Raw genomic sequence first — 22,107 nt, forward strand, 5'->3', positions numbered from 1 at the left:
AGGCACTGGATGTCGCAGCCGTGGGCGGCGACGCTGATGGTCAAGTGAGCTGGGGATGGCGTGATTAACCCGCACCTGCAAGCAACTGCTCGACCAGGACGCGAAGTTGCGGAGCAAGCTTGCCCGTGGCTAGCGCGCGCTTGAGAACGAGCTGGGCTTCTGGGCGTTCGCCCGCGTCATGCAGCGATAGCCCCAGGCCGACCAGCCAGCTCGGCTCCTCAGGGCGCTCGCGCAAGGCAATTCGGAAATGCTCCGCCGACGCCTTGTACTGCTTGCGCCCTTGCAGCAGGCGGGCATACATGGCGTGATAGCTGCCGTCGTTGCCTGCGGCGGGCAGGTTCTGCCGCAGCAGGGTGAGCGCGTCGTCCTGCTTGCCGGCGCCGGCCCATACCTGAGCAAGCGCGAGCGTAAGCGCCGTGTTGGTGGGCAGCAGCATCAGGCCCTCGGTCAGCACATCGGCAGCAGCGCCAGCCTCTTTGGACGACACCAGGCTGCTCGCTAGCGCCAGCCGTGCTTTTACCTGCTCCGGGTCGTCGGCGAGTACCTTGCGCAATGTCTCGCGCCCCTCTGTGGCGCGCCCCTCCTGTAGGTCGCGCATGGCCTGCGCAGTCGCCTCTTCGGGGTTGGCGCCGCGTGGTTCGCGGCGTGCGCGCGCAGTGTCCGGCGTTTCGGGTGCCGGGGCTGCAGAGGGTCGTGGGGGAGTCCGTTCGGGCGTTTGCTCGGGTAGTGCAGCAGGCGCCGCGTTTGCGGGGCGCGCCTGTGCAGGCTCGGTGATTCCGGTGATGCGGTGTGGCTTATCGGGAGCTGACCGCTGCTCGGTGCTACGCGTAGGCTGCGGCGGGCGAGGTGCCGCTTGCGCCTGCACCGGCGGCCAAGGCTCAGCGGGGCGTGGCTGGCCCTCCGCAATCACCGCGGCAGCAGCAGCGGCCGCCGCCGCCGCGGCAGCGGCCGCCGCCGGCACCGCCGCTGTCACTGCGGCGGTGATGGCGGCGCTGACCGACTCAGGCGTTGCCAGCACTACGGGCGCAGGTTGCTGCAGTGTGGCGTGCGCCTCGACCGGCGCCACCGGTGACAGCGGTGGCGCCGGGCTTGCATGCACCGGCAACCGCGACGGACCCTGCTGCAAGGCAGTGGGGGTCCGCGCAAATGTTGGCCATGGGATCTCGTCTCGCCACCACCAAGCTCCGGCAACCAGAGCAGCCAGCAAGAGCACGCCGCTCCCCATGGCGAGATACTTCCAGCCGCCTGCCTCGTCATCCCGCACGCCCACCAATGGGCCCAGACCCGCTGCCGTGTTGAGCGGAATGCCGTGGCGCTGTCGTGCATCGAGCGACAACAGCACCTCGTTGATCAGGCTCATGGGGCCAGCAGTCCGTTGTAGATCACGATGCCGCCAACGACCAGAATCATCAGCAGCGACAAGGTCAGCCCCACAGCCAGCGCTTTCCAGCGCTGTTTCGAGGCGACCCCCGGGCTGCCCTCAGTGTCATTGACGGCCGCCACCACATGCCGTCGTTCCACGCGCGGGCAACTGTCGCCGTACGCGCATAGCAAGGCCTTGTGGGCGAGGATGTTGATGCGGCGCGGTACACGTTTGGAGTGCGAGCGCAGTGTCCGTAGGGCAGCACTGGTAAAGAGTTGCCCGTCCACATGGCCTGCAGCCAGCAAGCGATGGCGAATGTAGGCGTCGAACTGGTTGCCGGCCAAGGTCGGCAATTGGTAACTATAGGTAATGCGCTGCTTGAGCTGACGGATCGACGGATGGTTGAGCTTCTCGTCGAGCTCGGGCTGGCCGAAGATCACGATCTGCGCCAGACGCTGCTTCTGCGATTCCAGGTTGGTCAGCAGGCGCAGCGTCTCCAGCGTGGCCACCGGCATGGCCTGGGCCTCGTCCAGGCAGATCACCACGCGCTTGCCCGAGCGGTTCAGCTCCAGCATGCGCACCGCCAGTGCCTGCAGCACCTGGTACTGGTTCTCCATCTGCGACTCGGGAACCCTGACCCCCAGCTCCTTGCACACCTCCAGGCACAGCGACAGGGGCTCGCGGTAAGGGTTGAAGATGTACGCGACCTTGTAATCCTTGCCCAGCGAGTTGATCAGCTTGCGGCACAGCAAGGTCTTGCCCGTGCCCACCTCGCCGGTGATCTTGATGAAGCCCTCGCCCATATGAAGGGCCATCAGCAAGGTGTTCAGGGCTTTCTGCGCACCACTCGACTTGAAGAAGAAGCTCGTGTCGGGCGTGATGCTGAAGGGAAATTCCCGCAGGCCGAAGTGCTCGAGGTACATGGGGTGTCAATATGTCCGCGCACGCCGCGGAACTGCCGCGGCGGTCATTGTCAGTCGCGGGGCACGCAATAGTAACCACCGCCGGGTAAGGGCAGGCCATCCAGCCCTCGCGCAGCGGAATGATAACCCAGTGGGCGATACTTTACCTTATCCGTGTCGAGGGCAGCGCAGCGCAGCGCGCCTGTGCTTGCCAGGTGCGACGGCACGGGGCCGAACGCGCTGGCGTTGTTCCAGGCGATGATGTCGCCGCGCTTGGAGAGCTGAGGCGGTTCGTCGGCCTGGCGGTTGCCGGGGGTCTGGGCGCAGGCGGCGAGCGTGAGCGCAACACAGGCGAGCGCGAGTCGGAAGGGCAGGGACGTTTGCATTGGGGTCTCGGAGCGTCGGTGTGGGAGTCAGGCAATGGTTGAAAGCGATGCAAGCGCGACATTGCTGGAGGCAGTACCCCAATAGAGCACGCCGCTGTCGTGCCATACCGTTGGGGTCGTCCCGGGTGCCGCGGTCATGACTTGCTCGTAGCTGTAATCCAAGTGCGGAGACAGGCCGCCAATCCTGATGCGGTCACCGGTAGAGAAGTCGGTAATGACGTTGCTGCCGTCAGCCCCGCCGCCGCCGAACACGAACACATCGTTACCTGCACCGCCAGTCAAGGTATCGTTGCCCATCCCGCCCACCAGCACGTCATCGCCATCGCCACCAATCAGGATGTCGTTACCGTTGCCGCCGAGGAGGAAATCGTTACCGGCGCCGCCATTCAGGGTATTGCCGGGACCGCCGCCGACATTCTGGGCGCCGAAGAGCAGGTCATTACCGCCACCACCTGTCAGCATGGCGCCGGCCACGGTGGGGGCGTACAGGATATGGTCGCATCCGCTGCCGGCGACGGACTCGGAGTTTGACAGCCGGTAGTAGTCGCCATCGCTCGCGAGCGCGAGCTGGTAACCCAGGAAGCTGAGGGCGTTGTCGTCATTGGTGAAGCCGACGAACTCGACCTGCTTTGCGGCAGTTCGTTGGTCATCCAGGGTCAAGGTCTTCCCGTGCAGGAGAATATCGAGATCGTTGGTGCCCACAGGCCTGAAGTACAAAGCCTTGTCAGCCGCCAGGCTGAAGGCATCGACTGCGCCCAGATCGATCGTCAGCAGGTTGATCGCGCTCGTCCCCGCCAGTTCCGAGGACACGAGCGCGGTGTCGTAGTCGTAAGCCAACCGGTTCTCTGCCGCCGGCACCCCCAGGCTCAGCGTGGTGCTCGCTTGCGTGGTTTCCGTGCCGCGCGTCGCCGACACCGTGATCTGGTAGGCCGAGCCAATGCAACCCAGCGCGTTGGCGGCCTTGAGCAGGCTGATCTCGCCGGTGAGTGGGTCGACCTGAAACAGCGTCTGCCACTCGACAGCGCTCAGCGCCTCGCCCCCCGGCTGGCGGCTGACCGCGACGATCGCATATTGCGTGCCGTTGCCTTCGTAGTTCGAGCCGAAGTCCGCCCCGGGGATCTTGCCGGTACCCTTGTCGATACCGAGCGTGACCGGGCCGGGCGGCGTGATCGTCAGCGCGGGCGGCGGCGGAGCGCTCCCGCCGCCCCCTCCACCGCCCCCTGCCAGGCCGAGCAGGCCAAGCAGGGCCCACGCAGGCGAAACACCGGCGTGGGCGTCGGCGGCGCCGGTGTAGCCGCAATGCAGCGGGGTGCCGGGTTCGCAGGCTTCCACCCAGCCTGTATCCACTGCGGCACCCGCGTCGCTGACCGGCATCGCTGCGGCCTGGGCGAGCAGCACCGGTTCGCTGTCGGTCATGGTGGCGGCGAGTTCCTCATCATCTTCCCGCTTGTCCATATCCGCGACCGCGCGCGCGCGGCTGGCGAGCGGCTGGGCGGGGGTGGCCTGGGCAGCCTTGTGGGTGGGCTGCGCGGGTCCGCCCTTGGGGGTGAGCGCGGCGGCGACGGGCTGGCCCTGGGCAAGGCTCGCAAGGCGGGCGGCGACATCTGCCGCCGCGCTGGTGGGGGCGGCGCCTGCGGCCGCGGTCGGGGCACTGAGGGTGGTTTGCATGGCGGTTTGGCTGTCGGGGTGGGGTTGTCGGACTAGGGGGTATCGGTGACTGGAATCGGTTGCGGGCTGCGGGTCAGGCAATGAAGGCGCCGACCGTGATCAAGCCGCTTGGGCTCCAGGACCAGTCGGCAAGGTCTTCTGCACCGGCGGGAAGGCTGGCACCGAGTTCGATGCGCTCGATGTTGCTGCCCGCTGGGTCGATCTCGTAGAACAGGAAATACTTGTCATCGACGGTACCGACGAAGATATCGAGCTCGGTCTCATTGCTTGGGCCGTTGGAGCCGTCGTAATCGGCCACCACCGTGTCGGAGAAGCGGAACGCGAGGTTATTGCGGATCGCGCTCAGATCGATGGTGTCGCCCGCTTCAAGGTCGGTGATGCGGTCGGGGGTGTCGTACAGGCTGTCGCCGGTCTCGAACACGAAGGTGTCGGCCCCGGCGCCGCCGGTCAGCGTATCCTGCCCAGGGCCGCCGAATAGCACATCATCCCCCGCGCCACCGTTCAGGGTGTCGTCGCCGTCGCCCCCCTCGAGGCGGTCGTTGCCATTGCCGCCTGTCAGCGTGTCGTTGCCGCCCAGGCCCTGAATGTTGGCCGCGAAGGCCCCCAGCCACGACAGTGAGGTGGCGTCGATGGTGTCGCCGTCCGCGCTGCCCTGAATATTTACGGTGGTGGCGGCGAAGACGGAGGCTTCCGTGAACGCATCCAGCAGGTCGGTAAAGTCGGTGAGTGTGGCCGCATCCACGTTAATGGTCTTGACAGCGCTTGCGACCAGCGTGCCACCGAAGACCTCGCCCAGCGCGTTCAGCGTACCGGCGTCGAGCGCCGTGTCGGTGAGCGTCAAGGTCACCCCCGTTGTGTCGGGTAGCAGCTGCGGGTGGTGGGCGAGCAGGGCGAGCACCGTCGTCGCGGCGCCATTCAGCGTGGTGAGCAGGGGCGCGCTGATGCTGCCGCCGTACACGCTGTCCAGTAGGTCGAGGGTACTGGCGTTGAGCGCGATGTCGCTGAGTTCGATTGCCGCGGCCTGGCCGACCATGGACGGACGCAATGCGGCCAGGGTGAGCGCCTGAATGATGTTGGCGTCGAGGATGTCGACGGCGCTCGCATCGAGCTTCAGGATCCACGCCGTGAATGCGTCCGAATCGATGAACGCCAGCAGATCCCCGGCGTCCAGGCGTGCGTCGGTGGGCCGCAAGGTCATGCCTTCCAGTCCACCCAGGCTCAGCGGCGCGGTGGTCAGCATGGCCTTGAGCTGCGCAAAGGTCCCGGTGATGGCGCCCACGCCGCCGACATCCACCGGCCCGCTGGTGGCCGCAGCGATGGTACGCAGGTCGGTCACGCTGGCAAAATCACCAGTTACGGCGATCGCTTCGTTACCCAGGCCGGCGAAGGGCTTCAGCACCGAGTTATTGGCCTTGTACAGCTGGGCAAGCGCGGCCGCACTGCCGGTAAGTGCGCTCACGCTATCGCTGACGGTGACCCGGCCCATGGTGCCCGCGTCGATGGTGTTGAGCGCCTCGGCGCTGGCGTTGGTCCCGGTCACCAGCACGTCCTTGTTCCACAGCATCGACAGCGCGCGCGGGTCGTCCCGCGCGGTCTCGTAAGCCGTAGCCAGGTCGGCCGCGCTGCCGCTGATCGTCTTCACCGTGGACGACAGCGTCACCAGCCCGGTCGTGGCCCCATCCAGCGCCAGCAGGTCGGCCGCCGCAGCGCTGCTGCCGGTGACGGTCGCCGTCGCCTTGCCCAGCCCGCTGATGCCGGGCGCGGTGAACACGGCCTTCAGATCCGCGGCGCTGCCGCTGACGCCGAGCACGAAGGGGATCTCGATGCTGGCGCTGGCGGCATCCAGGCGCAGCAGGTCGGCGGCGGTATAGGTGGCGTCGGTGAGCACAAGGCTCGTTGGCGAGAGCCCGGTCACCCCGTTGAGCACCTTGTCCACCTCGGCTACGCCCCCACGCAGTTCGGTCACGCTGCCAGTCACCGTGACCGTGCCGCGGGTCGCGTTCACCAGGGCAAGGAGCTGGGAGGCGGTCGCGCTGTCGCCGGTCACCGTCAGGTTCTCGTCACCCAGTCCGGTGACGGCGCGCGGGTTGGCGCGGGCGTCGGCGTAAAGGCGGGCGAGCTCGGCGGCGCTGCCGGTGATCGTGGTGACGGACGGCGCCACGGTCACCGTGCCCGTGGTGGCGGCGTTGATCGCGTTGAGGTCGGCAGCGTTGGCACTGCCGCCGCCCACGGTGACGGCTTCGTTGCCCAGGCCGTTGATCTGGCGCGCATCGGCGCGCGCGGCGGCGTAAAGTTCGGCGAGTTCGCTCGCCGAGCCGGTTAGCCTCGTCACCGTGGAAGCGACGGTGACCGTGCCGCTGGTGGCGGCATTGATGGCGTTGAGGTCGGCGGCGCTGGCGGTGCTGCCGCTCACGGTCACGGTCTCGTTGCCCAGCCCCATCAGGCGACCGCTGTCGATCGCCTGATACAGCGCCTGCAGTTCGCTCGCGCTGCCCGACAGGCGCTGCACGCTACCCACATCGACAGTGGCGAGCGGCAACGCCTGGACGACCTGCAGCAGGCCAAGTGCGGTGGCGCTGGTGTCGGTGAGGGCGACGGTGTCGTACTTGTCGGCGTACTGGCGGAGCACGCTTTTGGTGCCGCGCGCGAGGTCGCTGGTGACGTTGCGCAGGCTGTCGAGGACGAGATTGCTGGCGTCCTTGCTGGCGGCGAGGCGGGCGACGGTGACGGTGGCCATGTGGGGTCCTTGTCAGCTAAGTTGGTGGAGCGGTGCTGCAGGGCAATTTGATGTTTCGCACATCACGTTGGTTCGACGCACGTACGCATATCGAGCGATGGTACAGGTATACAAAAATGTATGTAAAGATTTACGTGGTAGCCGTGAACTGTTGGGTTTCGGGGGCGGGGTGAGAGCGCTTGTAGCTCTAACAGCGTGATGCAAAAGCCGGCGGTACCGCGCCAGCACTGAGGTTCAGGTCGAATTTCATCGTGACATCGTTTTCCGGAATGGCTTTCGCACCGCGTTCGAATTGTCTTCGTGGCCGCACCGGCGACCGCGAAGGTCCGTTTGCGCGCCTGTGCTCATGCCTTCACCTCCGAAACGCTCAATTTCGCGATTCGGAGCAGGTTGTATGCAGCACCGGAAATGAAGGCCGCCATCTGGGTCTTCGCCTGGCCGATGAAACAGGTCTTTCGCAATCCGCCGACCGTTTTCAACCAACCGAAGATCTCCTCGACGCGCTTTCGCTTTCGCTGGCTGACCTGGTAGCCCTCGGTTCGGGTGGTTCGCCCATCCAGGCCGGGTGTCTTCCGATCCTTGATGCGCGCGATGTGCGGTCGCACCGCGTGCTCGCGCAGGTGCCCGACAAATTCCTTCACGTGATAGCCCTTGTCGGCGCCGAGCGTCTTGGGGTGAATGTGCCGTCGACGTGCGCGAGTGAGCAGCTGCCGCGCGGCACGGTGCTCGGCCTGGGTCGATTCGGTGATGAGGATGTCGACGCACAGCCCATTGCGGTTCTCCATGAGTACATGCCCGCCATAGCTGAGCTTGGCCGGCTGGCCGTTGCCCTTGCGCATGAGTCGAGACTCGGGATCGGTCGTGCTTTGATGCGTGGCGTTCGAGCGCTTCTCGCCCTTGAAGTCGACCATCCCGGTACCGTCATCACCGTCCTTGGGCGGGGTGCCATCCTTGGGCTTGAAGCTCTTGAACGAAGCCCAGGCATCGATAAGCGTGCCGTCGACCGTGAAGTGGTCCGAGGACAGCAGCTTCTGCTTGCGGGCCAGATTGACGACCTCATCGAAGAAGCGTCGGGCCACGTCGGTGGCGACAAGGCGTTCGCGCAGGCGGCTGAAGTTCGACTGGTCCAGCGTCGGGCTCTCGAGATCCATGTCGAGAAACCAGCGGAACAGGATGTTGTAGTCAAGTTGTTCGCAGAACTGCCGATCCGAGCGAACCGAATACAGCGCAATCAGCAATTGCGCCTTGAGCAGACGCTCTGGCGGAATCGACGGGCGGCCGACCGAGGAGTACAGCGCGTCCAACTCCCCAGAAATTGCGCCCAGGGCACGGTCGGCCAAACGCTTCACCCGTCGCAGCGGATGATCCGCCGGCACACGCGACTCCGGCGAGAAGTAGTGGAACATCGAGGACTGGGGGTCGAGTTGGCCGCGCATCGTTGCAGGACAAGGAGTCTGGAGATACGACTATGACAGGAAGCTTTTCGGATCGTTCACAGCCTTTTGCATCACGCTGCTAGAGGCGCAGCCGTCGCTATCCGCGAGTGAGCAGTTATTTAAAGGTTAAGTATTTATGGCCGTAATAGCTCGTAACTATGGGGGCCGCGACACCCACGGAGTGGGCGAGCGCCTCGGTGTTATTGACGATACCGATAGCCGGGAGCCACACGCTCGCTAGCGTCAAGCTAACCGCCAGGGTCTGCAATACAGCGAGAAGATTCACCGCTGCGAAGCACGAAAGCTGTCTTGCTATACTGCCACTGCTCGCTGGGAATACGTGGCTACGCATCAGTATGAAGGCCACGAGCATGCCGACGAAGTAAGCGAGAACTATTGCTGTCGAGAAACTAAAGAAGCTGCTGAAGAAGAAGCGTGAGGAGTAGTTTGCTGTCGCAGAGATCGCTCCTGCGACCAAGAAGCGCATAAACTGGTTCTTAAACATGCTGGCTTCGGGTTGGCGCGTTGGATTCCGTCGCCTGCAAGGCCATTCGTCTACCAAACCGGATGCTCTCGGAGATGCCCCGATCCTCCGGATAATAGTAGGATGTATCTGCAACCCAGAGTCCCTTTATCGGCAAACCGGCGTCCGGCAAGCCCTCGAGATATCCTGGACTGCAGATAGGTTGAGCATAACGGCAGCGGCTGACGCGCACATCTATGATGTCTTGCAGCTGGATAGATGGGTTGATCTTCATTACGTAGCTGGAGACCTTTTCGATGAAGACCTCATCCGAGTCCTTGTATTTAGGATGATCACCCGGCATGTAAAATGGCACATAGACGATATGGTCTGTCAGAGGCCTCAGGTTGCTGTACTCGACAAGGCCTGGGATGTCCATCTCAGGGTCGTTTATATTTAGCCAGAAGTATTCACTGACGCGCTTGCTCAGCTTCATGATGACACAGACGACAGCGATGTTCTTGAGCACCTTGAATCGATGCAGTACGGCGGTGGGGAGGTCGGGTATTATTTTTTCGATATATGGAAGAGGGATCGTGCTGATCACAGTATCAAATGATTCTTGATGGCTTTCGCAGCGTACCGCGACGACTTTTGCGTCGTCGATGATTACGCGGCGTACCGGCGAATTAAGCCTGATCTCGCCGCCGGCTGTTTGGATGCTTGATTGCAGCGCATTCAAAAGAGTCTGTGACCCGCCCTGGAGGTAGCCGAGTTTTTCACGAAATATGCTGCTGCGCGAACGACCGATACGCCGGATACGGCTCCAGATCCAGGCTGCCGATAGGTTGTTGGCGTATTCGTAGAATTTCAGGTCAAACAGTCGTCGCCAGAGCACTTCCCAGGCTTCATCACCAACCCATCGTCGTATCCAGCTCGCCGCCTCCATCTTGTCGAGAGCACTCCAGTCGTTGCGCTTGGTCGCCATGAATGCGTGTAGTCCGTATCGCACTTTCGCGGGGAGGCTCAACCCCTTGAACTTCAGCAGCGCGATCGGGTTGCCCCAGGGCTGGATACAGTCGTTGTACCAGTAGCCCATGCGTGTCTCTGCCCAGTTCATCCTGTGGGCTAGACCAAGCTCATCGATGACGTCCAGGAACGCCTGGTCGGAAGTGCAGTGGAAGTGGTAATAGCGCTCTATCTCCAGCCCCCCAAAGTCGAAGGATGCGCTCATTCCGCCGACGCGGTCGTCGGCTTCGAATATGACCGGTTTATGGCCATCACGCACGAGCTGGTAGGCCGCAGCGAGGCCCATTGGGCCTGCGCCGAGAATGGCGATGCGCTTTGACACGTCAGAACTCCAGGATCACATTGCTGTAGCGCGGATCGTTCATAGTCTCTTGTAGCGCCAAGGCAAAGGGGGTGCAGGGGACTCCGAAGGTTCCAGGCCAGTCGGTCACTGCAAAGTAACCGGTCACTGAGCGGCGTTCTTTGCCCGCCCGCGCCCACGCGGAACAATCCCTCCCACATTCATCAGGGAGGAGCCGGCAGTGACCAGGGCGACAGCGACCAACAACAAGTGGCGGCGGCGTAGCCGCCAGGAGTGGGAAACCGTCTTTGCGCGGTTTGCCGCGAGCGGCCTGGGGATCGAGCCGTTCTGCGCCCGCGAGGGGCTCAGCGAGTCGAGCTTCCGGCGCTGGCGTAGCCTGCTGGGCGAGCCGAGTACGCAGCCTGCCGCGCTGGCGATGGAGGCCACTGGCTTCGTCGACGCCGGCACGCTCAAACTCGGCGGCACGGGTCGCCTCGAACTGCGGCTCGACCTGGGCGACGGCGTGATCCTTCACCTGTCGCGCGGCTGATGTTCTTCCCCGAAGGCGCGGTCCGGGTCCATGTCTATGGCCGCCCGGTCGACATGCGCAAATCCTTCGACGGCCTGTACGCGCTCACACGCCAGGCGCTCGGCTGCGATCCGCTGTCGGGCGAGCTGTTCGTGTTCATCAACCGACGCGGCACGCAGATGAAGGTGCTGTACTGGGATCGCACCGGATTCTGCGTGTGGGCCAAGCGTCTCGAGCAGGGGCGCTTCGTGTCGAACTGGGCGCAGGTCCGCACGCGCCAGATGGACTGGACCGGGCTCAAACTCTTGCTCGAAGGCATCGAGCCGGCCCGCACCAAGCGCCGTTTCCAACTGCCCGCAAACGCCGTGCAACCCGCATGAATGCTGGGTTCTGCGGTAAAATACGCGCCATGCCCGCGCCGCACTGCACCCCCGTTCCGACCCTTGCCGAGGCCGCCCAGTGGGCGCCCGAGCGCATCGTCGAGATGGCGCAGGCGAACGTCGCCTTGCAGCGCGACATGGATGCGATGCGGCTCGAGTTTGCGGCACTCAAGCATCAGCTTGAGTGGTTCCGCCGCCAGCTCTTTGGCCAGAAGAGCGAGAAGCGCGTGGTGTCACCCGACACCACGCAGATGTATCTGGGCGAGTTGCCGATCCCCGACACACAGCCCGATGTCCCCGGCAAGACCGTGGCGGGACACACCCGTCGTGCGTCGCGCACCGACTTCACCCAGAGCAAGGACGACTCGGCGCTGTTCTTCGACGAGACGCGCGTCCCGGTCGAGACGATCACGCTCGCCAACCCCGAGACCGAGGGCCTCACCGCCGAACAGTTCGAGGTGATCGGCGAGAAGGTGAGCCATCGCCTGGCGCAGCGCCCGGGCAGCTACGTGATCCTCAAGTACGTACGCCCGGTCATCAAGCGCCGCGACACGCAGACGATCCACTGCCCGGCGGCCCCCGCCGGGGTGATCGACGGTAGCCGCGCCGACGTGAGCTTCATCGCCGGGCTCATCACCGACAAGTTCTGCTACCACCAGCCGCTGTACCGCCAGCATCAGCGGCTCGGGGACAACGGCATCCGGGTCTCGCGCCCGTGGCTCACGCAGCTCACCCACGCGGCGCTCGCGCTGCTCGAGCCGGTCTTTACGGCCCAGCTCGACTCGATCCGCGCAAGTCGCATCAAGGCGATGGACGAGACCCCGATCAAGGCCGGGCGCGCCGGCCCGGGGAAGATGAAGGGCGGCTACTTCTGGCCGGTGTATGGCGAGCGCGACGAAATCTGCTTCGCCTATCACGAGGGGCGTAGTGGCAAACACATTGCGCAGACCCTGGGGACCGACCCACCGCCCGAGGGGGCGGTGCTGCTCACCGACGGCTACGCGGCCTACGAACGTTACGCACAAAAATGCGGGCTCACGCGCGCGCAATGCTGGGCGCACTCGAGAAGAAAATTCTTCGAGGCCCAGTCGATCGAGCCCGAACGGGCGACGCAGGCATTGGAGATGATCGGCCAGCTCTACGCGGTAGAGCAGCACATCCGTGAGGCACAACTCATCGGCGAGGCACGCCGCGCATACCGGCTCGCCCAGGCCAAGCCGATGGTCGACCGGTTCTTCGACTGGGTCGACGCCCAGTTCGAATCCCAGGGGCTACTGCCGAGCTCACCGCTGACCACTGCCCTGGCCTACGTGCGTGAGCGCCGGGCCGCCCTCGAGGTCTACCTCGCCGACCCCGAGGTGCCGATCGACACCAACCACCTCGAGCGGGCGCTACGCGTAGTGCCGATGGGCCGCCGCAACTGGCTCTTCTGCTGGACCGAGGTCGGCGCGAAATACGTGGGGATCGCGCAGAGCCTGATCGCCACCTGTCGCCTGCACGACATCGACCCCTATGCCTATCTGGTCGATGTGCTCCAGCGCGTCGGCCAGCACCCTGCCGCCGATGTCGCGCAACTCACCCCAAGGCTGTGGAAGCAACACTTCGCGGCCAATCCGCTTCGATCCGATCTCCACCCGCGCTCGAAGTAGGCAAGAACGCCGCTCGGTTACCGCTTACACTGCAAACTCATCCCTGGCGACAAGCGCGGCGAGTTGTTGCGTGGTGAATGGTGGGTTTTTGTCGAAGCAAGCCCAAAGCCACAGAAGTCCGTGAAAGAGACGATATGGAATACGACAGATGAACGTGCGCGCACCCGTTGCGCGTTTGATTGCTCGTATCATCTCGATGTATTCGATCTTCTCGTGTCCTGATATGTCATAGATGCCGCTCGTAATGTTTTGCTCGATGCAGCTGATGATGATCTTTGAAAAGTCGCCAACGTAAAGTGGTTGCCTTATATAACTGCCGTTTCCGGGTATCGGAAATACGGGAACCCTCTTCATGAAACGAGACAGCCAGCCGAGGTGCTTGCGATCGAACCACCCGAACATCAGTGTCGGTCGGAGCACCGCACACGGAATACCACTCTCGATGACCAGTGTTTCCTGGGCCTTCTTTGTGTCGGTATAGAAATCGTTTGAACTGGATTGGACGACGGACGAACTGACATGCACGAGGTGACGGATGTCGTGGGATCTCATCGCGTCAATCACGCGCTTTGTGGCGCCCATGTTGTTGCGGACAAACTGGTTGTAGTCGGTGCCGCCAATCTGCGCTTGCAGCATGACCACGGCTTTGGCACCTGCAAAGCTCGCTTGCCACGCGCCCGGTTCTGCGAGGTCAGCGTGAATCGCGGTGATTTCCGGCAAAGTACGGCGCAAGATATCGAGGTTGTGACGATGCTTATCGATCACGACGATATCCGAATGTCCGCTATTTTTAAGGCGGATCGCCAGGTTTTGACCTACTAGCCCAGCGCCACCGGTAAGGATGATCTTGCTGCTCGTCATGGTTATCTTTTTTCCTCACGCTTACATCAGTTTGATACTCGCCAGAGGGTGGTAAGTCATCGCCGATCTCGTTGCGCGTTCAGGTGCGCAGCGGATTCATTGGGCCTTTAGCTTCATGATGAATATGGGGCCAAATGAGACATCAACGACATAGTTCGCTCTAAGGTATTCGTCAAGGAGATCCACCCCGGAGAACAGCCGGCTGTCGTTCTGCTCGATATGGTTTTCCCAAGTGGCGTCGAGCAGAATGTACTGTGGAGTGTTTTCCTTGAAGTCAGAGATCATCTGCGCCTGGATCGCATGCGTATTCTGCAGGCCGGGGTCGAAGTGGTGCCAGCGGCCGACAGGAAGCGCACCAAGGAGGGAGTAGGCCATTACGTCATTGACGAAAATCTTCTGGTGCTGAGGTAGTCCGCTGTAGAAGCGGTCCCCCCTGGAGACCCGTTGCCTCAGATAGGTGATCGCGTTCAAACGGTTCATATTCAGGAGAAAGGTCTGGTTGACCATTCTCCGGTAATGTTCGTTGGCCCGCGCGAGTGGGTTGCTGCTTGCCCTTGGCGAGAGGGTGTCGTTCGATTCTTCATTGAAGTAGCCTGCCACGCTCTTTCTGAAATGGGCGAATATTGTGATGCCGGATGTCAAATTGACAGTCGCGACCTTGATTGTCGAGGTGAGGAATATCAGCAGCAATAGTCCAGATGTATGCCGCACAAATCCTTTGGTGCTTACGTGAGCGTAGGCGAGCATCAGGATGGCCGGAATCAATGAGGCGAGGATGTGGTTGGCGCTGATTCTGACGTAGCCTTTTAAGTAAAACAGCAAGGTCGCAGCCAAAAGGAGTGTCTGGAATATTGATATCTTTTTATTTCTGATGCTGTCCACAATGACGAGCAGTGCAGCAATCAACGGCAGATAGATGACAAATACACTGACGCTGTTCAGTAAAGGTAGCGGCAGACCGCGGAATTTTGCGTAGTTTTCGATCGGCCACGTGATGATGTCAAATATGAATTTGCTCAAGCCGATGCCGTTTTCGGTTGAAGCGTACAGATAAAGCAGCCAGGCGAACGGGAGAAGGGCAGCGGAAGCCGAGAAGATGGCCAGCTTGCTCAGGGTATCCTTCAGTGCATAGGCTTTTGTCTGCGTAAGATGAATGTAATATATAAAAATGGCTACATACTGATAGAAGCCGACGTCGTATCGGAAGAGGGCGCAGAGCCCGCACAAGAGGCCGCTTATCAGAAGAGTCTCAACGTGAAGCTCGCCCGCCGCGTTCCTGATGAGGTAGGCGGCAGTTGGGAAAAATATCGCCATGCAGGCGAACAGGGGGTAGCCATGAAATCTCACGCTCGCGAGGAGCAGCAACACGGAGATGGTTGGTAACCAGAATGCGGGCTTGCGGAGGTATTGATCGCCGATCAGCAGTTTCAGGGAGACTGCAAAATAGACCACCGTGATTGCGCGCAGCAGCGCGTCGGCCCAGCGCACGCCGAACTGGTCGCCGCCGGCCAGTGCCGCGAGCGCCGCGGGCAGGTAGAAGCTTGCAGGGCCGTAATTTGCGTAGAAGTCTATGTGCGGAATCCAGCCTTGACTGACCAGCATTGCACCGGTTGCGATGATCCCTTCATCGTAAGCGTCGAGAAGCCGGGTTCCCATCAGGAAGATGACTGGGGTCAACCCGATCGTGATCGCTAGGTTCAAGAAGCGCATTTTGGTATGTTGTTTGACTTGACGGAGCGTCTACAGCGTAAGGCGCTTGTAGATGGCGGCCGGAATGTACCGGATGACCAGCATGATCGCCCACCAGAACGCAGGGGCGTAAACCACGTCAACATTACGCTCGATCCCGGTTACGATTCGCTTGGCGATGACGTCGGGGGGTACGACCAGTGCGGCCGGCAGTGCCATGCCCTGCGTCATTGGTGTGTCGACAAGGCCTGGGCGGATATCGCTCAGCGACACGCCTGCTTTGTGCAGCCTGGCTCTCAAGCCTTCGCAGAACACGGACACCGCTGCCTTGGCACTGCCGTATACGTAGTTGCTTGGTCGGCCGCGGTCGCCCGCGACCGAGGTAATGACAGCGAGTGCGCCGTGGCCTTGGCGTTCGAGCTGGTTTGCCAGAAGGGTGAGCACGGCGATGACCGAGCTCGCGTTGATCTCGAATGCCTCCATTGCGCAGCCAGGGTCCGCCTGGCAGGCGGTCTGGTCTGGAAGGCTGCCGTGGGCGACGAGCACGACATCGATGCCGCCCAAGGCATCGAGCGCTGCGTCCAGCAGGGCGGGGTGTGCTGCTGTGTCTTGCGCCAGAAACTGCGCACTCGTGACCGCTCGCGCGCCGCGCACCGTGAGGTCGTTGGCAAGAGCGGCAAGTTTTTCTGGGGACCGTCCGGCCAGAAAGAAGGTCGCACCGTGCATCGCCCAGCGACGGGCGCAAGCCGTTGCGATGATGGAGGTGGCGCCGATGATCAGGATGCGCTTCATTGGGTCACCCTTCGCCAGAACCGTGAAAGCAGGGCTGGGTCACGGAGTGCCTCCAGCTGCTGCCATGCGGGGTAGCCGCGGCGGAAGTCGTCGCCGGTCATGTGGGCGTCCTTTGCGGGGTAGAGCCGACCGCCTGCCTCACGCACGATGGCGTCGAGGCGGGGAAAGAGCGTCTCGCCAAGGTCGCGCTGGTGAGGGAAGTCCAATGCCAGCGTGGTGCCGGGCTTGGGAAAGGAGAGTAGGCCCGGGCTGTTTACCGAGCCGCAGCGCTTGATGACGGCGAGGAAAGAGCCAGTTTCCGAGGCGGCGATCGCCTCCAGCAGTGCGCTGATGCCGTCACGGGCGACGTGCTCGGGGATCAGCGCCTGATATTGCTGAAAGCCCTGGCGGCCATAGATACGGTTCCAGTTCAGTAGTGCATCGAGCGGGTAGAAGAAAGCGTCGTAGCCGGTGTTGGATCGCCGACGCGTGACGGGGGCCTTGTGCCAGTAAACTTCGTTGAATGCGCGCAGGGACAGTCCGTTGATCAACGAGAAGGGCGGCGTCAATGGGACGGTCACTTTGCGCTTGGTTTCGACGGCCAAGGGGCCCTTCGCTGCGAAATCACCGGCCATATAGACGCCGCGACCGCGTGCCTTGCCCTTGGCCAGGCAGTCGATCCACGCCACACAGAACTCGTGCGCTTCATCGAGCTCGGTCGAGAGGCTAAAGAACTCATCCAGGTTGCCGAAGCGCTGGGTGAGGCCGTCGATGCGGCTGCTGCGGATCGGTACGAGCTGGAGCTCGGCCCACTCTATGATGCCGGTCAGCCCCATGCCGCCGATGGTAGCGATGAAGTGCGCGGGGTGTGAGTGCGGGGAGCACTCGATGCGCCCGAGGTCCGAGCGCAACAAGCCCAAGCGGCGGACATGACAGCCAAAGGTGCCACGGCGGTGGTGATTCTTGCCATGGACGTCATTGGCGATGGCCCCTCCCAGGGTCACGTACTTTGTTCCGGGGGTGACGGGCAAGAACCATCCGCGCGGTACCGCGATGCGCAGGATATCCGCCAGGCTCACGCCGGCCTCCGCGGTGACCTTTCCGGCTGTCCAGTCAGCGGCCACGAAGCGATCGAGCGCGCGGGTATGGAGTACGTGGTCGCTGGCAGCCAGGCAGCTGTCGCCGTAGCTCAGGCCGGCGCCATAGGCAAGTGTACTGCCATGGGCGGCGGCGAGCTTTGCGAACGCCGGGGCGAGCGCCCCAGGCCAGTGGCAGACGGTAGGCGACTGTGGGTAGCGCGGGAATTGTCCCCACGACAGCAGACTTGCGCTGCTCATAGCGCCGCCCAGAATACCAATGCCAGAATCAACGCAATCCCCTGGCTTACCCTATCGCGGATCGTAAAGATAACGGGATCTTCATGTACCAGCCCCCGGTATGCGAGCATCCATAGCCGGGTCATCCAAACAAGGAGCAGCGGGCAGGCGAGCCAGAAGAACTCCGGCTGCTGGTAAAGCTGAGCGCTGTGAGCGTCGTTGATGTACAAGGCCAGCACCATTACGGCCATATAGCCCGCGGCGGCGCCCAGCGATGCGATCATCGGCAGGTCATCGATGAAGTAGCCGCGGCCGCGCGCCTTCGTGCCCTGGCTACGGTCGCGTAGCTGATAGAGTTCGGCATAACGCTTTATCAGCGCCAAGCTCAGAAAGATGAACATCGAGAAGGCGAGCAACCAGAACGACATCGGCAGATCCAGGGCGAGCGTGCCTAGGATGATGCGCAGGGTGTAAAGGATGGCGAGGGTGATCACATCGATCACCATGTGGCGCTTGAGCCACAGTGAATAGCTCAGGGTGAGCCCGTAATAGCCGGCGAGCCCGAGCGTGAAGGCTGTGGGCAGGTACAGCAGCGCGAGGCCAAAGGCGACCAGCAACAACAACGAAAGCGCGACCAAGCCTGCTTTGATCGACAGGCGCCCGGCGGCGAACGGGCGCTCGCGCTTGCGGGGGTGGTGGCGGTCGTCACGCAGGTCGAGTAGGTCGTTGAGGATGTAGACGCTCGACGCGCACAGCCCAAACGCGACAAATGCGACGATGGCATGAGTCACCGAGGGCCATGCCACGATCTGGTGCGAAACCAGCAATGGCACGAAGATGAGCAGGTTTTTGAGCCAATGGTGAAGCCGCAGCGCGGCGACCCAGTCACGCAGCCCACCCGCCGGCGAGTTGATCACCTCGGTGACATTGCCAAGGGCGTCTGCCTGGCGCCTGACCGCAGCGGGTGCATTGACGACGTGGGCACGGCGCGCGGCTTGCCATACAGGCAGATCGTCGCGCGCATTACCTGCGTAATCAAAGCCGCCTTCGCCATACGCGTCGACCAAGGCGTCGCGCTTCACATGTGCGGAGAGATTGCGGCTGCCGTCGCTGGCAATCACGTCATCGAATAGCCTGAGGTGGGCGGCCACCCGTTCCGCAAGGCGGTGGTGGCTCGCCGTCGCCAGCACGATCCTGCGCCCCGCCGCGCGCTCGCGGGTGATGAGCGCAATCACCGCCGGATCGTAGGGCAGTCGGGTTACATCGAGGTCGGTTGCGTGGGCGAGTTGGTGCTTGAGCGCCGCCTTGCCACCCGCCAGCCAGAAGAGCGGCGAGAGCACGCGCAGGGGCTGGTCACGCACGAACAGCAGCCCTGTCTCGAGGAGCAGGTCGGAGCGTAGCAGCGTGCCGTCAAGATCGACGACGAGGGGGGCGACGTGTTCCAAGGCACTCTTTCTCGGAGCCGAAGTGTTCTCGCGTAAGCGCAAGCGGCAGCGTGCGGCGCGCAGGCACTTCGAGACGGGTGAAGCGGACGAAGACCGACCGTGAAGCCGTTACCCTGATCAGCCTTCGTCCAGACGGCGAGGCGCGGTGATCGCGCTCGCAACCTGGCCCGGCCTCCCGCGAAGGGGGGCCGGGGATAAGCTGCGAGCGGTCAAGGGGAGTTAATTCCCGTTGACCACCTGAATAGCCGTCTTCAGGTTCACGTCACGCATGACCTCGGAGATCGCGTTGGTGGTGTTCATCGCGCCGATCACGGTGGTGGAGGCCTCGAGGTTGGTCAGGTTGACCGAGGCGACAGCCGCCTCGCTCAAGAACCAGGTCGGGGTGTTGTTCGAGGCCACGATGGCGATGTTGCCGGCGATGTTGCCCGCGTTGACCGAAGCGCTCACCATCTCAACGCCGCCGAGTTGGGTCGTCACGTCACCGAGCGCTGCGAGATCAGAGAAGTCACCGCCGGAGGAGAAGCCGCCGAGTTCGATGCCTTGGGCGGCGAAGTCGGTGGTGAGGTTGTCCTTCACCCGGTTCTCGAGGTCGGCGGTGTTCATCACACCGATGACGGTGGTCGACAGGCTGTTGCCGTTGATCGCCTTGGCGGTCGCGGTGGCGGACTCGATGTTGCTCGAGGTCGCGTTGGCGGTGGCGTTCACGTTCTCGATGGCGCTGAACGAGATCGTGGCGCCTTCGATGGTGATGGCGCCATACACGCCCGCTTCGTTGATCGACGCGGCAAGTGCGCTGACGTTCGGCCCGCCAGAGACGCCACTGATCGCGGCGGCAATGTCCGAGAAGCTCGTTGCGCCCGACATGTCACTGAAGAAGGGGCCGCTGATGTTCGGCACCTGAATTACCGCCTGAGCAAAAGCGCTGCCAGTCAGAACCATACCCGTTGCCAGCGCAATCGCGGTTTTCTGGAATTTCATGATGTACTCCATAGAGGGTTGACCGCCGGCCTGTTCCCGGAGGACGTTCAGGGTGATGCTTGGCGAACAGGGCCATTCTCGAGTTGGTGCGCAAGCGGGCTGGGATACCGAGTCACGACCGCGCACGACACCACGCGTGTCGGATGGTACAGGTAAACAATTAAAAAGGTAAATATTGATTTGGAGCAAGTAAGTAAATTTTCGCTGCGGTCTCGTCGCGCCATCACTGCCCGGTGAATGCTTGGTGGGGCCTGGCGTACCAACCGTTATCGGGCCGTGATTCGGCAGGTGCGCGGCGACCGCGCGAGAGATCATCTGCGCTCGAGCAGTTCCATTCGATCGTTTACGAAGGATGGTATCGGTAGGGCGTTACCTTGGTAATTGAGCTCCAGCGCACGTATGCCGGGCATGTAAAGATGCCACGGAGCGAGGCCGTCGAGCTCCACGGCCTCGCCCGCGCGCAGCGCGACCGCGCGGTCGCGCCCGCTGCCGTCGCTCACGCACAGCGTACCGGCGCGCGGGCTGGTGACGCGCAGTTTGTTTGCAGGTGCCCGTGCGAACAGGGGGGTGATGCGTGGGGCCTCGCCGTCGCGGGCGGGACGGCACGCGGGATCGATCGAGCGCTGCGCCAGGTTCGCAGCGCCCAACTCGCCGCTGGACGCGCCGTTGCCTGCGTTGGCGCCGCTGCGGCGCAGTTCCAGTACCTGCAGGGCGGCGGCCGATGGTGAAGACTGCTCGTCGGCAAAGTAGCTGCTGTCGGCCTCCGCCGCAGGGGCCAGGCCGCCGTTGTCCGCAGCGGGTGCGGTGGGCGCTGTTGCGCCAGTGCCCGAGCGGCCGTCGTCACCGTTGGGCTGCACGGTGGCGCCGTCCCCCGCGGCGCTCTCCGCCTCGGGGGGGCTCGCTGCGACCGCAGGCGCACCGGCCGCCACCGCTGCCGCGGCCGCGGCGCGCGCCAGGTTGGCGCGGTAGGCGTTTACGCGCTGGCTGCTCGGGGTGTTGGTGCTGACCCCTTGCACGGCCTCGACCAGGGCGTAGCAGTCCTTGAACTCCTCGGGCTTCATCATTTGCGTGAGCAGCTCGAAGGTGGCCAGGTTGAGCATCTGGCGCAGGGCAAAGTGCACTGCCTCGCGCTGGTTGTTGCCGAGGTCCACGCTGACCAGCGTGTTGCCGAAGAAGCGACCGATGCCGAAGCCCGCCTCTGTGGCGACGAGCTGCTTTTGCAGCGGCACGTTGGCGAGCACGCGACCGGTGCGGGTCTCGGTAAGCGAGAGGTCGAGCCCGATGAGGATGCGGTGCTGGCGGTAGCGCGGCCCCAGGCCGGCGATCTGCGTCTCGAAGCCGCTGCCGGGCAGGAAGTCGAGGCTGTTGATGCTGCCGGTGATGTAGAAGGTGCTGGCGATCTGGCTCTTGGTGTCGCGGATGCCCCACTTGGCCTCCGCCTCCATGATGCGCGGGTCGCGCCGGTTCACCAGGACAACACCGGCCTGAAACAGCGCCGACTGTACGATGTCGCCGGCGCCCTGGGTGACGAACTTGGCGGTGCCGCCGTCGGCGAGCTGCTCCTTGCCGGTGGCGTCGAGGATGGAGCCCACCGAGAAGCGCAACACCTCGGTGTTGATGCGGCCGCGCAGGCAGCTCAGGGCGTTGTCGTAGGGGGTGACGATGTCGGTGATCGGCGGGCCGCTGAAGAGCGGCTCGTCACGCTCGGGGACGACCGTCGGCACGCCGACCGTGCCACAGCCCTGCACAGCGGCGAGCAGGCCTATGGCGGTTAGCAGACGGGCACCGCCCACCCACAGTGCGGCTAAGGTCAATCGGCCGCTCCGTAGGCCTTGGTGCTCGACCAACTGGAGTGGTTGAGCCCGATCTCTTGTACGCTGATCGAGCCGTCCTGGCCACCCGCGTTGGTCGAGAAGGTCGATACGGTGTTCGCGTCACCGGTAATGGTGACGGTGGCCTCGGTCATCGAGCCGATGGTGTTGGTGTTGAACGTGTTGACGTTGTTATAGGTGGTATTACGTCCGATATTGTCATAGTAGCCAGACTCTTTCTTCTCGATCATGTCGGCCTGGTTCATGTTTGTCTGGTGCCGTGAGACGCCGGGAAAGGCGTAACTGTTACTCCAGCCGACCGAGGGGGTCTGAGCCTGGGCGTGTGCGGCAAGCAATGCGAGGCTGAGGACGATGAGTCTTGACATCTGGGCGTATGCGTCGAATTGAAGGGAT

19 protein-coding genes are annotated in these 22,107 nt (G+C 63.2%); 3 read left to right on the forward strand and 16 right to left on the reverse strand.

What is annotated here, in order from left to right:
* Positions 1-64 precede the first annotated feature (64 nt).
* The 8 genes from B447_RS04425 to B447_RS04460 form a co-directional block, all read right to left on the reverse strand.
* The gene (locus B447_RS04425) at positions 65-1,360 is read right to left on the reverse strand and encodes a tetratricopeptide repeat protein (RefSeq protein WP_002936999.1); all 1,296 of its coding nucleotides are present in this window, start codon (positions 1,358-1,360) and stop codon (positions 65-67) included.
* Positions 1,357-2,286 (reverse strand): ExeA family protein, encoded by a 930-nt coding sequence (locus B447_RS04430; protein WP_002937000.1) that lies wholly within the window; start codon positions 2,284-2,286, stop codon positions 1,357-1,359. Before B447_RS04430 ends, B447_RS04425 begins: the two co-directional genes overlap by 4 nt.
* Positions 2,287-2,336: 50 nt before the next feature.
* Positions 2,337-2,651, reverse strand: coding sequence for a hypothetical protein (locus tag B447_RS04435; protein WP_002937003.1), 315 nt, complete (start codon positions 2,649-2,651; stop codon positions 2,337-2,339).
* A 27-nt stretch (positions 2,652-2,678) separates the two neighbouring features.
* Positions 2,679-4,319 (reverse strand): calcium-binding protein, encoded by a 1,641-nt coding sequence (locus tag B447_RS22820; RefSeq protein WP_002937009.1) that lies wholly within the window; start codon positions 4,317-4,319, stop codon positions 2,679-2,681.
* Between the two features lie 73 nt (positions 4,320-4,392).
* Positions 4,393-7,056, reverse strand: coding sequence for a M10 family metallopeptidase C-terminal domain-containing protein (locus B447_RS22945; RefSeq protein WP_002937014.1), 2,664 nt, complete (start codon positions 7,054-7,056; stop codon positions 4,393-4,395).
* Positions 7,057-7,400: 344 nt separating this feature from the next.
* Complete coding sequence (locus B447_RS04450; protein ID WP_002937016.1) at positions 7,401-8,492, reverse strand: IS5 family transposase; 1,092 nt, start codon at positions 8,490-8,492, stop codon at positions 7,401-7,403.
* A 115-nt stretch (positions 8,493-8,607) separates the two neighbouring features.
* Positions 8,608-8,997, reverse strand: a complete 390-nt coding sequence (locus tag B447_RS04455; RefSeq protein ID WP_037982326.1) for a GtrA family protein — start codon at positions 8,995-8,997, stop codon at positions 8,608-8,610.
* Complete coding sequence (locus B447_RS04460; RefSeq protein WP_002937027.1) at positions 8,990-10,306, reverse strand: NAD(P)/FAD-dependent oxidoreductase; 1,317 nt, start codon at positions 10,304-10,306, stop codon at positions 8,990-8,992. Before B447_RS04460 ends, B447_RS04455 begins: the two co-directional genes overlap by 8 nt.
* Positions 10,307-10,505: 199 nt before the next feature.
* Between B447_RS04460 and tnpA the strand changes: the two genes are divergently transcribed.
* The 3 genes from tnpA to tnpC are packed head-to-tail and all read left to right on the forward strand — an operon-like array spanning position 10,506 to position 12,822.
* The gene (gene tnpA, locus B447_RS04465; protein WP_002937029.1) at positions 10,506-10,814 is read left to right on the forward strand and encodes an IS66 family insertion sequence element accessory protein TnpA; all 309 of its coding nucleotides are present in this window, start codon (positions 10,506-10,508) and stop codon (positions 10,812-10,814) included.
* Positions 10,814-11,173, forward strand: coding sequence for an IS66 family insertion sequence element accessory protein TnpB (tnpB, locus tag B447_RS04470; protein WP_002937031.1), 360 nt, complete (start codon positions 10,814-10,816; stop codon positions 11,171-11,173). The genes tnpA and tnpB overlap by 1 nt, the downstream gene beginning before the upstream one ends.
* A gap of 29 nt (positions 11,174-11,202) precedes the next feature.
* A complete protein-coding gene (gene tnpC, locus B447_RS04475; RefSeq protein ID WP_002937033.1) occupies positions 11,203-12,822 on the forward strand; it encodes an IS66 family transposase in 1,620 nt (539 codons plus the stop codon).
* Between the two features lie 24 nt (positions 12,823-12,846).
* Here the strand turns inward: tnpC and B447_RS04480 are convergent, their stop codons facing one another.
* The 8 genes from B447_RS04480 to B447_RS04515 all read right to left on the reverse strand — a co-directional run bounded on the left by B447_RS04480 (position 12,847) and on the right by B447_RS04515 (position 22,079).
* Positions 12,847-13,683, reverse strand: a complete 837-nt coding sequence (locus tag B447_RS04480; protein ID WP_002937035.1) for an NAD-dependent epimerase/dehydratase family protein — start codon at positions 13,681-13,683, stop codon at positions 12,847-12,849.
* 96 nt (positions 13,684-13,779) lie between these two features.
* The gene (locus tag B447_RS04485; protein ID WP_157384621.1) at positions 13,780-15,384 is read right to left on the reverse strand and encodes a hypothetical protein; all 1,605 of its coding nucleotides are present in this window, start codon (positions 15,382-15,384) and stop codon (positions 13,780-13,782) included.
* Positions 15,385-15,423: 39 nt separating this feature from the next.
* On the reverse strand, positions 15,424-16,164 hold the full coding sequence (locus tag B447_RS04490; RefSeq protein WP_002937044.1) for an SDR family oxidoreductase: 741 nt from the start codon (positions 16,162-16,164) through the stop codon (positions 15,424-15,426).
* Entirely contained in the window at positions 16,161-17,480 is a 1,320-nt protein-coding gene (locus B447_RS04495; protein WP_002937046.1) for an FAD-binding oxidoreductase, read from the reverse strand. Before B447_RS04495 ends, B447_RS04490 begins: the two co-directional genes overlap by 4 nt.
* A complete protein-coding gene (locus B447_RS04500) occupies positions 17,477-18,904 on the reverse strand; it encodes a UbiA family prenyltransferase (RefSeq protein ID WP_002937050.1) in 1,428 nt (475 codons plus the stop codon). The genes B447_RS04495 and B447_RS04500 overlap by 4 nt, the downstream gene beginning before the upstream one ends.
* 219 nt (positions 18,905-19,123) lie before the next feature.
* Complete coding sequence (locus B447_RS04505; RefSeq protein ID WP_002937052.1) at positions 19,124-19,882, reverse strand: hypothetical protein; 759 nt, start codon at positions 19,880-19,882, stop codon at positions 19,124-19,126.
* Positions 19,883-20,193: 311 nt separating this feature from the next.
* Positions 20,194-21,696, reverse strand: coding sequence for a CsgG/HfaB family protein (locus B447_RS22440; protein ID WP_002937054.1), 1,503 nt, complete (start codon positions 21,694-21,696; stop codon positions 20,194-20,196).
* A complete protein-coding gene (locus tag B447_RS04515; protein ID WP_157384623.1) occupies positions 21,693-22,079 on the reverse strand; it encodes a hypothetical protein in 387 nt (128 codons plus the stop codon). The genes B447_RS22440 and B447_RS04515 overlap by 4 nt, the downstream gene beginning before the upstream one ends.
* Positions 22,080-22,107: the final 28 nt, after the last annotated feature.

Origin of the sequence: Thauera sp. 27, assembly GCF_000310125.2 — a bacterium.
In the GTDB taxonomy this organism is placed as follows: Bacteria; Pseudomonadota; Gammaproteobacteria; order Burkholderiales; family Rhodocyclaceae; genus Thauera; species Thauera mechernichensis.

Coding starts and splice junctions, on each gene's coding strand:
- B447_RS04480 (WP_002937035.1), bottom strand. CDS start 13,683: ATGACGAGCAGCAAGATCATCCTTACCGGTGGCGCTGGGCTAGTAGGT.
- B447_RS04455 (WP_037982326.1), bottom strand. CDS start 8,997: ATGTTTAAGAACCAGTTTATGCGCTTCTTGGTCGCAGGAGCGATCTCT.
- tnpB (WP_002937031.1), top strand. CDS start 10,814: ATGTTCTTCCCCGAAGGCGCGGTCCGGGTCCATGTCTATGGCCGCCCG.
- B447_RS04505 (WP_002937052.1), bottom strand. CDS start 19,882: ATGAAATTCCAGAAAACCGCGATTGCGCTGGCAACGGGTATGGTTCTG.
- B447_RS04490 (WP_002937044.1), bottom strand. CDS start 16,164: ATGAAGCGCATCCTGATCATCGGCGCCACCTCCATCATCGCAACGGCT.
- B447_RS04430 (WP_002937000.1), bottom strand. CDS start 2,286: ATGTACCTCGAGCACTTCGGCCTGCGGGAATTTCCCTTCAGCATCACG.
- B447_RS04450 (WP_002937016.1), bottom strand. CDS start 8,492: ATGCGCGGCCAACTCGACCCCCAGTCCTCGATGTTCCACTACTTCTCG.
- tnpC (WP_002937033.1), top strand. CDS start 11,203: ATGCCCGCGCCGCACTGCACCCCCGTTCCGACCCTTGCCGAGGCCGCC.
- B447_RS04495 (WP_002937046.1), bottom strand. CDS start 17,480: ATGAGCAGCGCAAGTCTGCTGTCGTGGGGACAATTCCCGCGCTACCCA.
- B447_RS04515 (WP_157384623.1), bottom strand. CDS start 22,079: ATGTCAAGACTCATCGTCCTCAGCCTCGCATTGCTTGCCGCACACGCC.
- B447_RS22945 (WP_002937014.1), bottom strand. CDS start 7,056: ATGGCCACCGTCACCGTCGCCCGCCTCGCCGCCAGCAAGGACGCCAGC.
- B447_RS04425 (WP_002936999.1), bottom strand. CDS start 1,360: ATGAGCCTGATCAACGAGGTGCTGTTGTCGCTCGATGCACGACAGCGC.
- B447_RS22820 (WP_002937009.1), bottom strand. CDS start 4,319: ATGCAAACCACCCTCAGTGCCCCGACCGCGGCCGCAGGCGCCGCCCCC.
- B447_RS04435 (WP_002937003.1), bottom strand. CDS start 2,651: ATGCAAACGTCCCTGCCCTTCCGACTCGCGCTCGCCTGTGTTGCGCTC.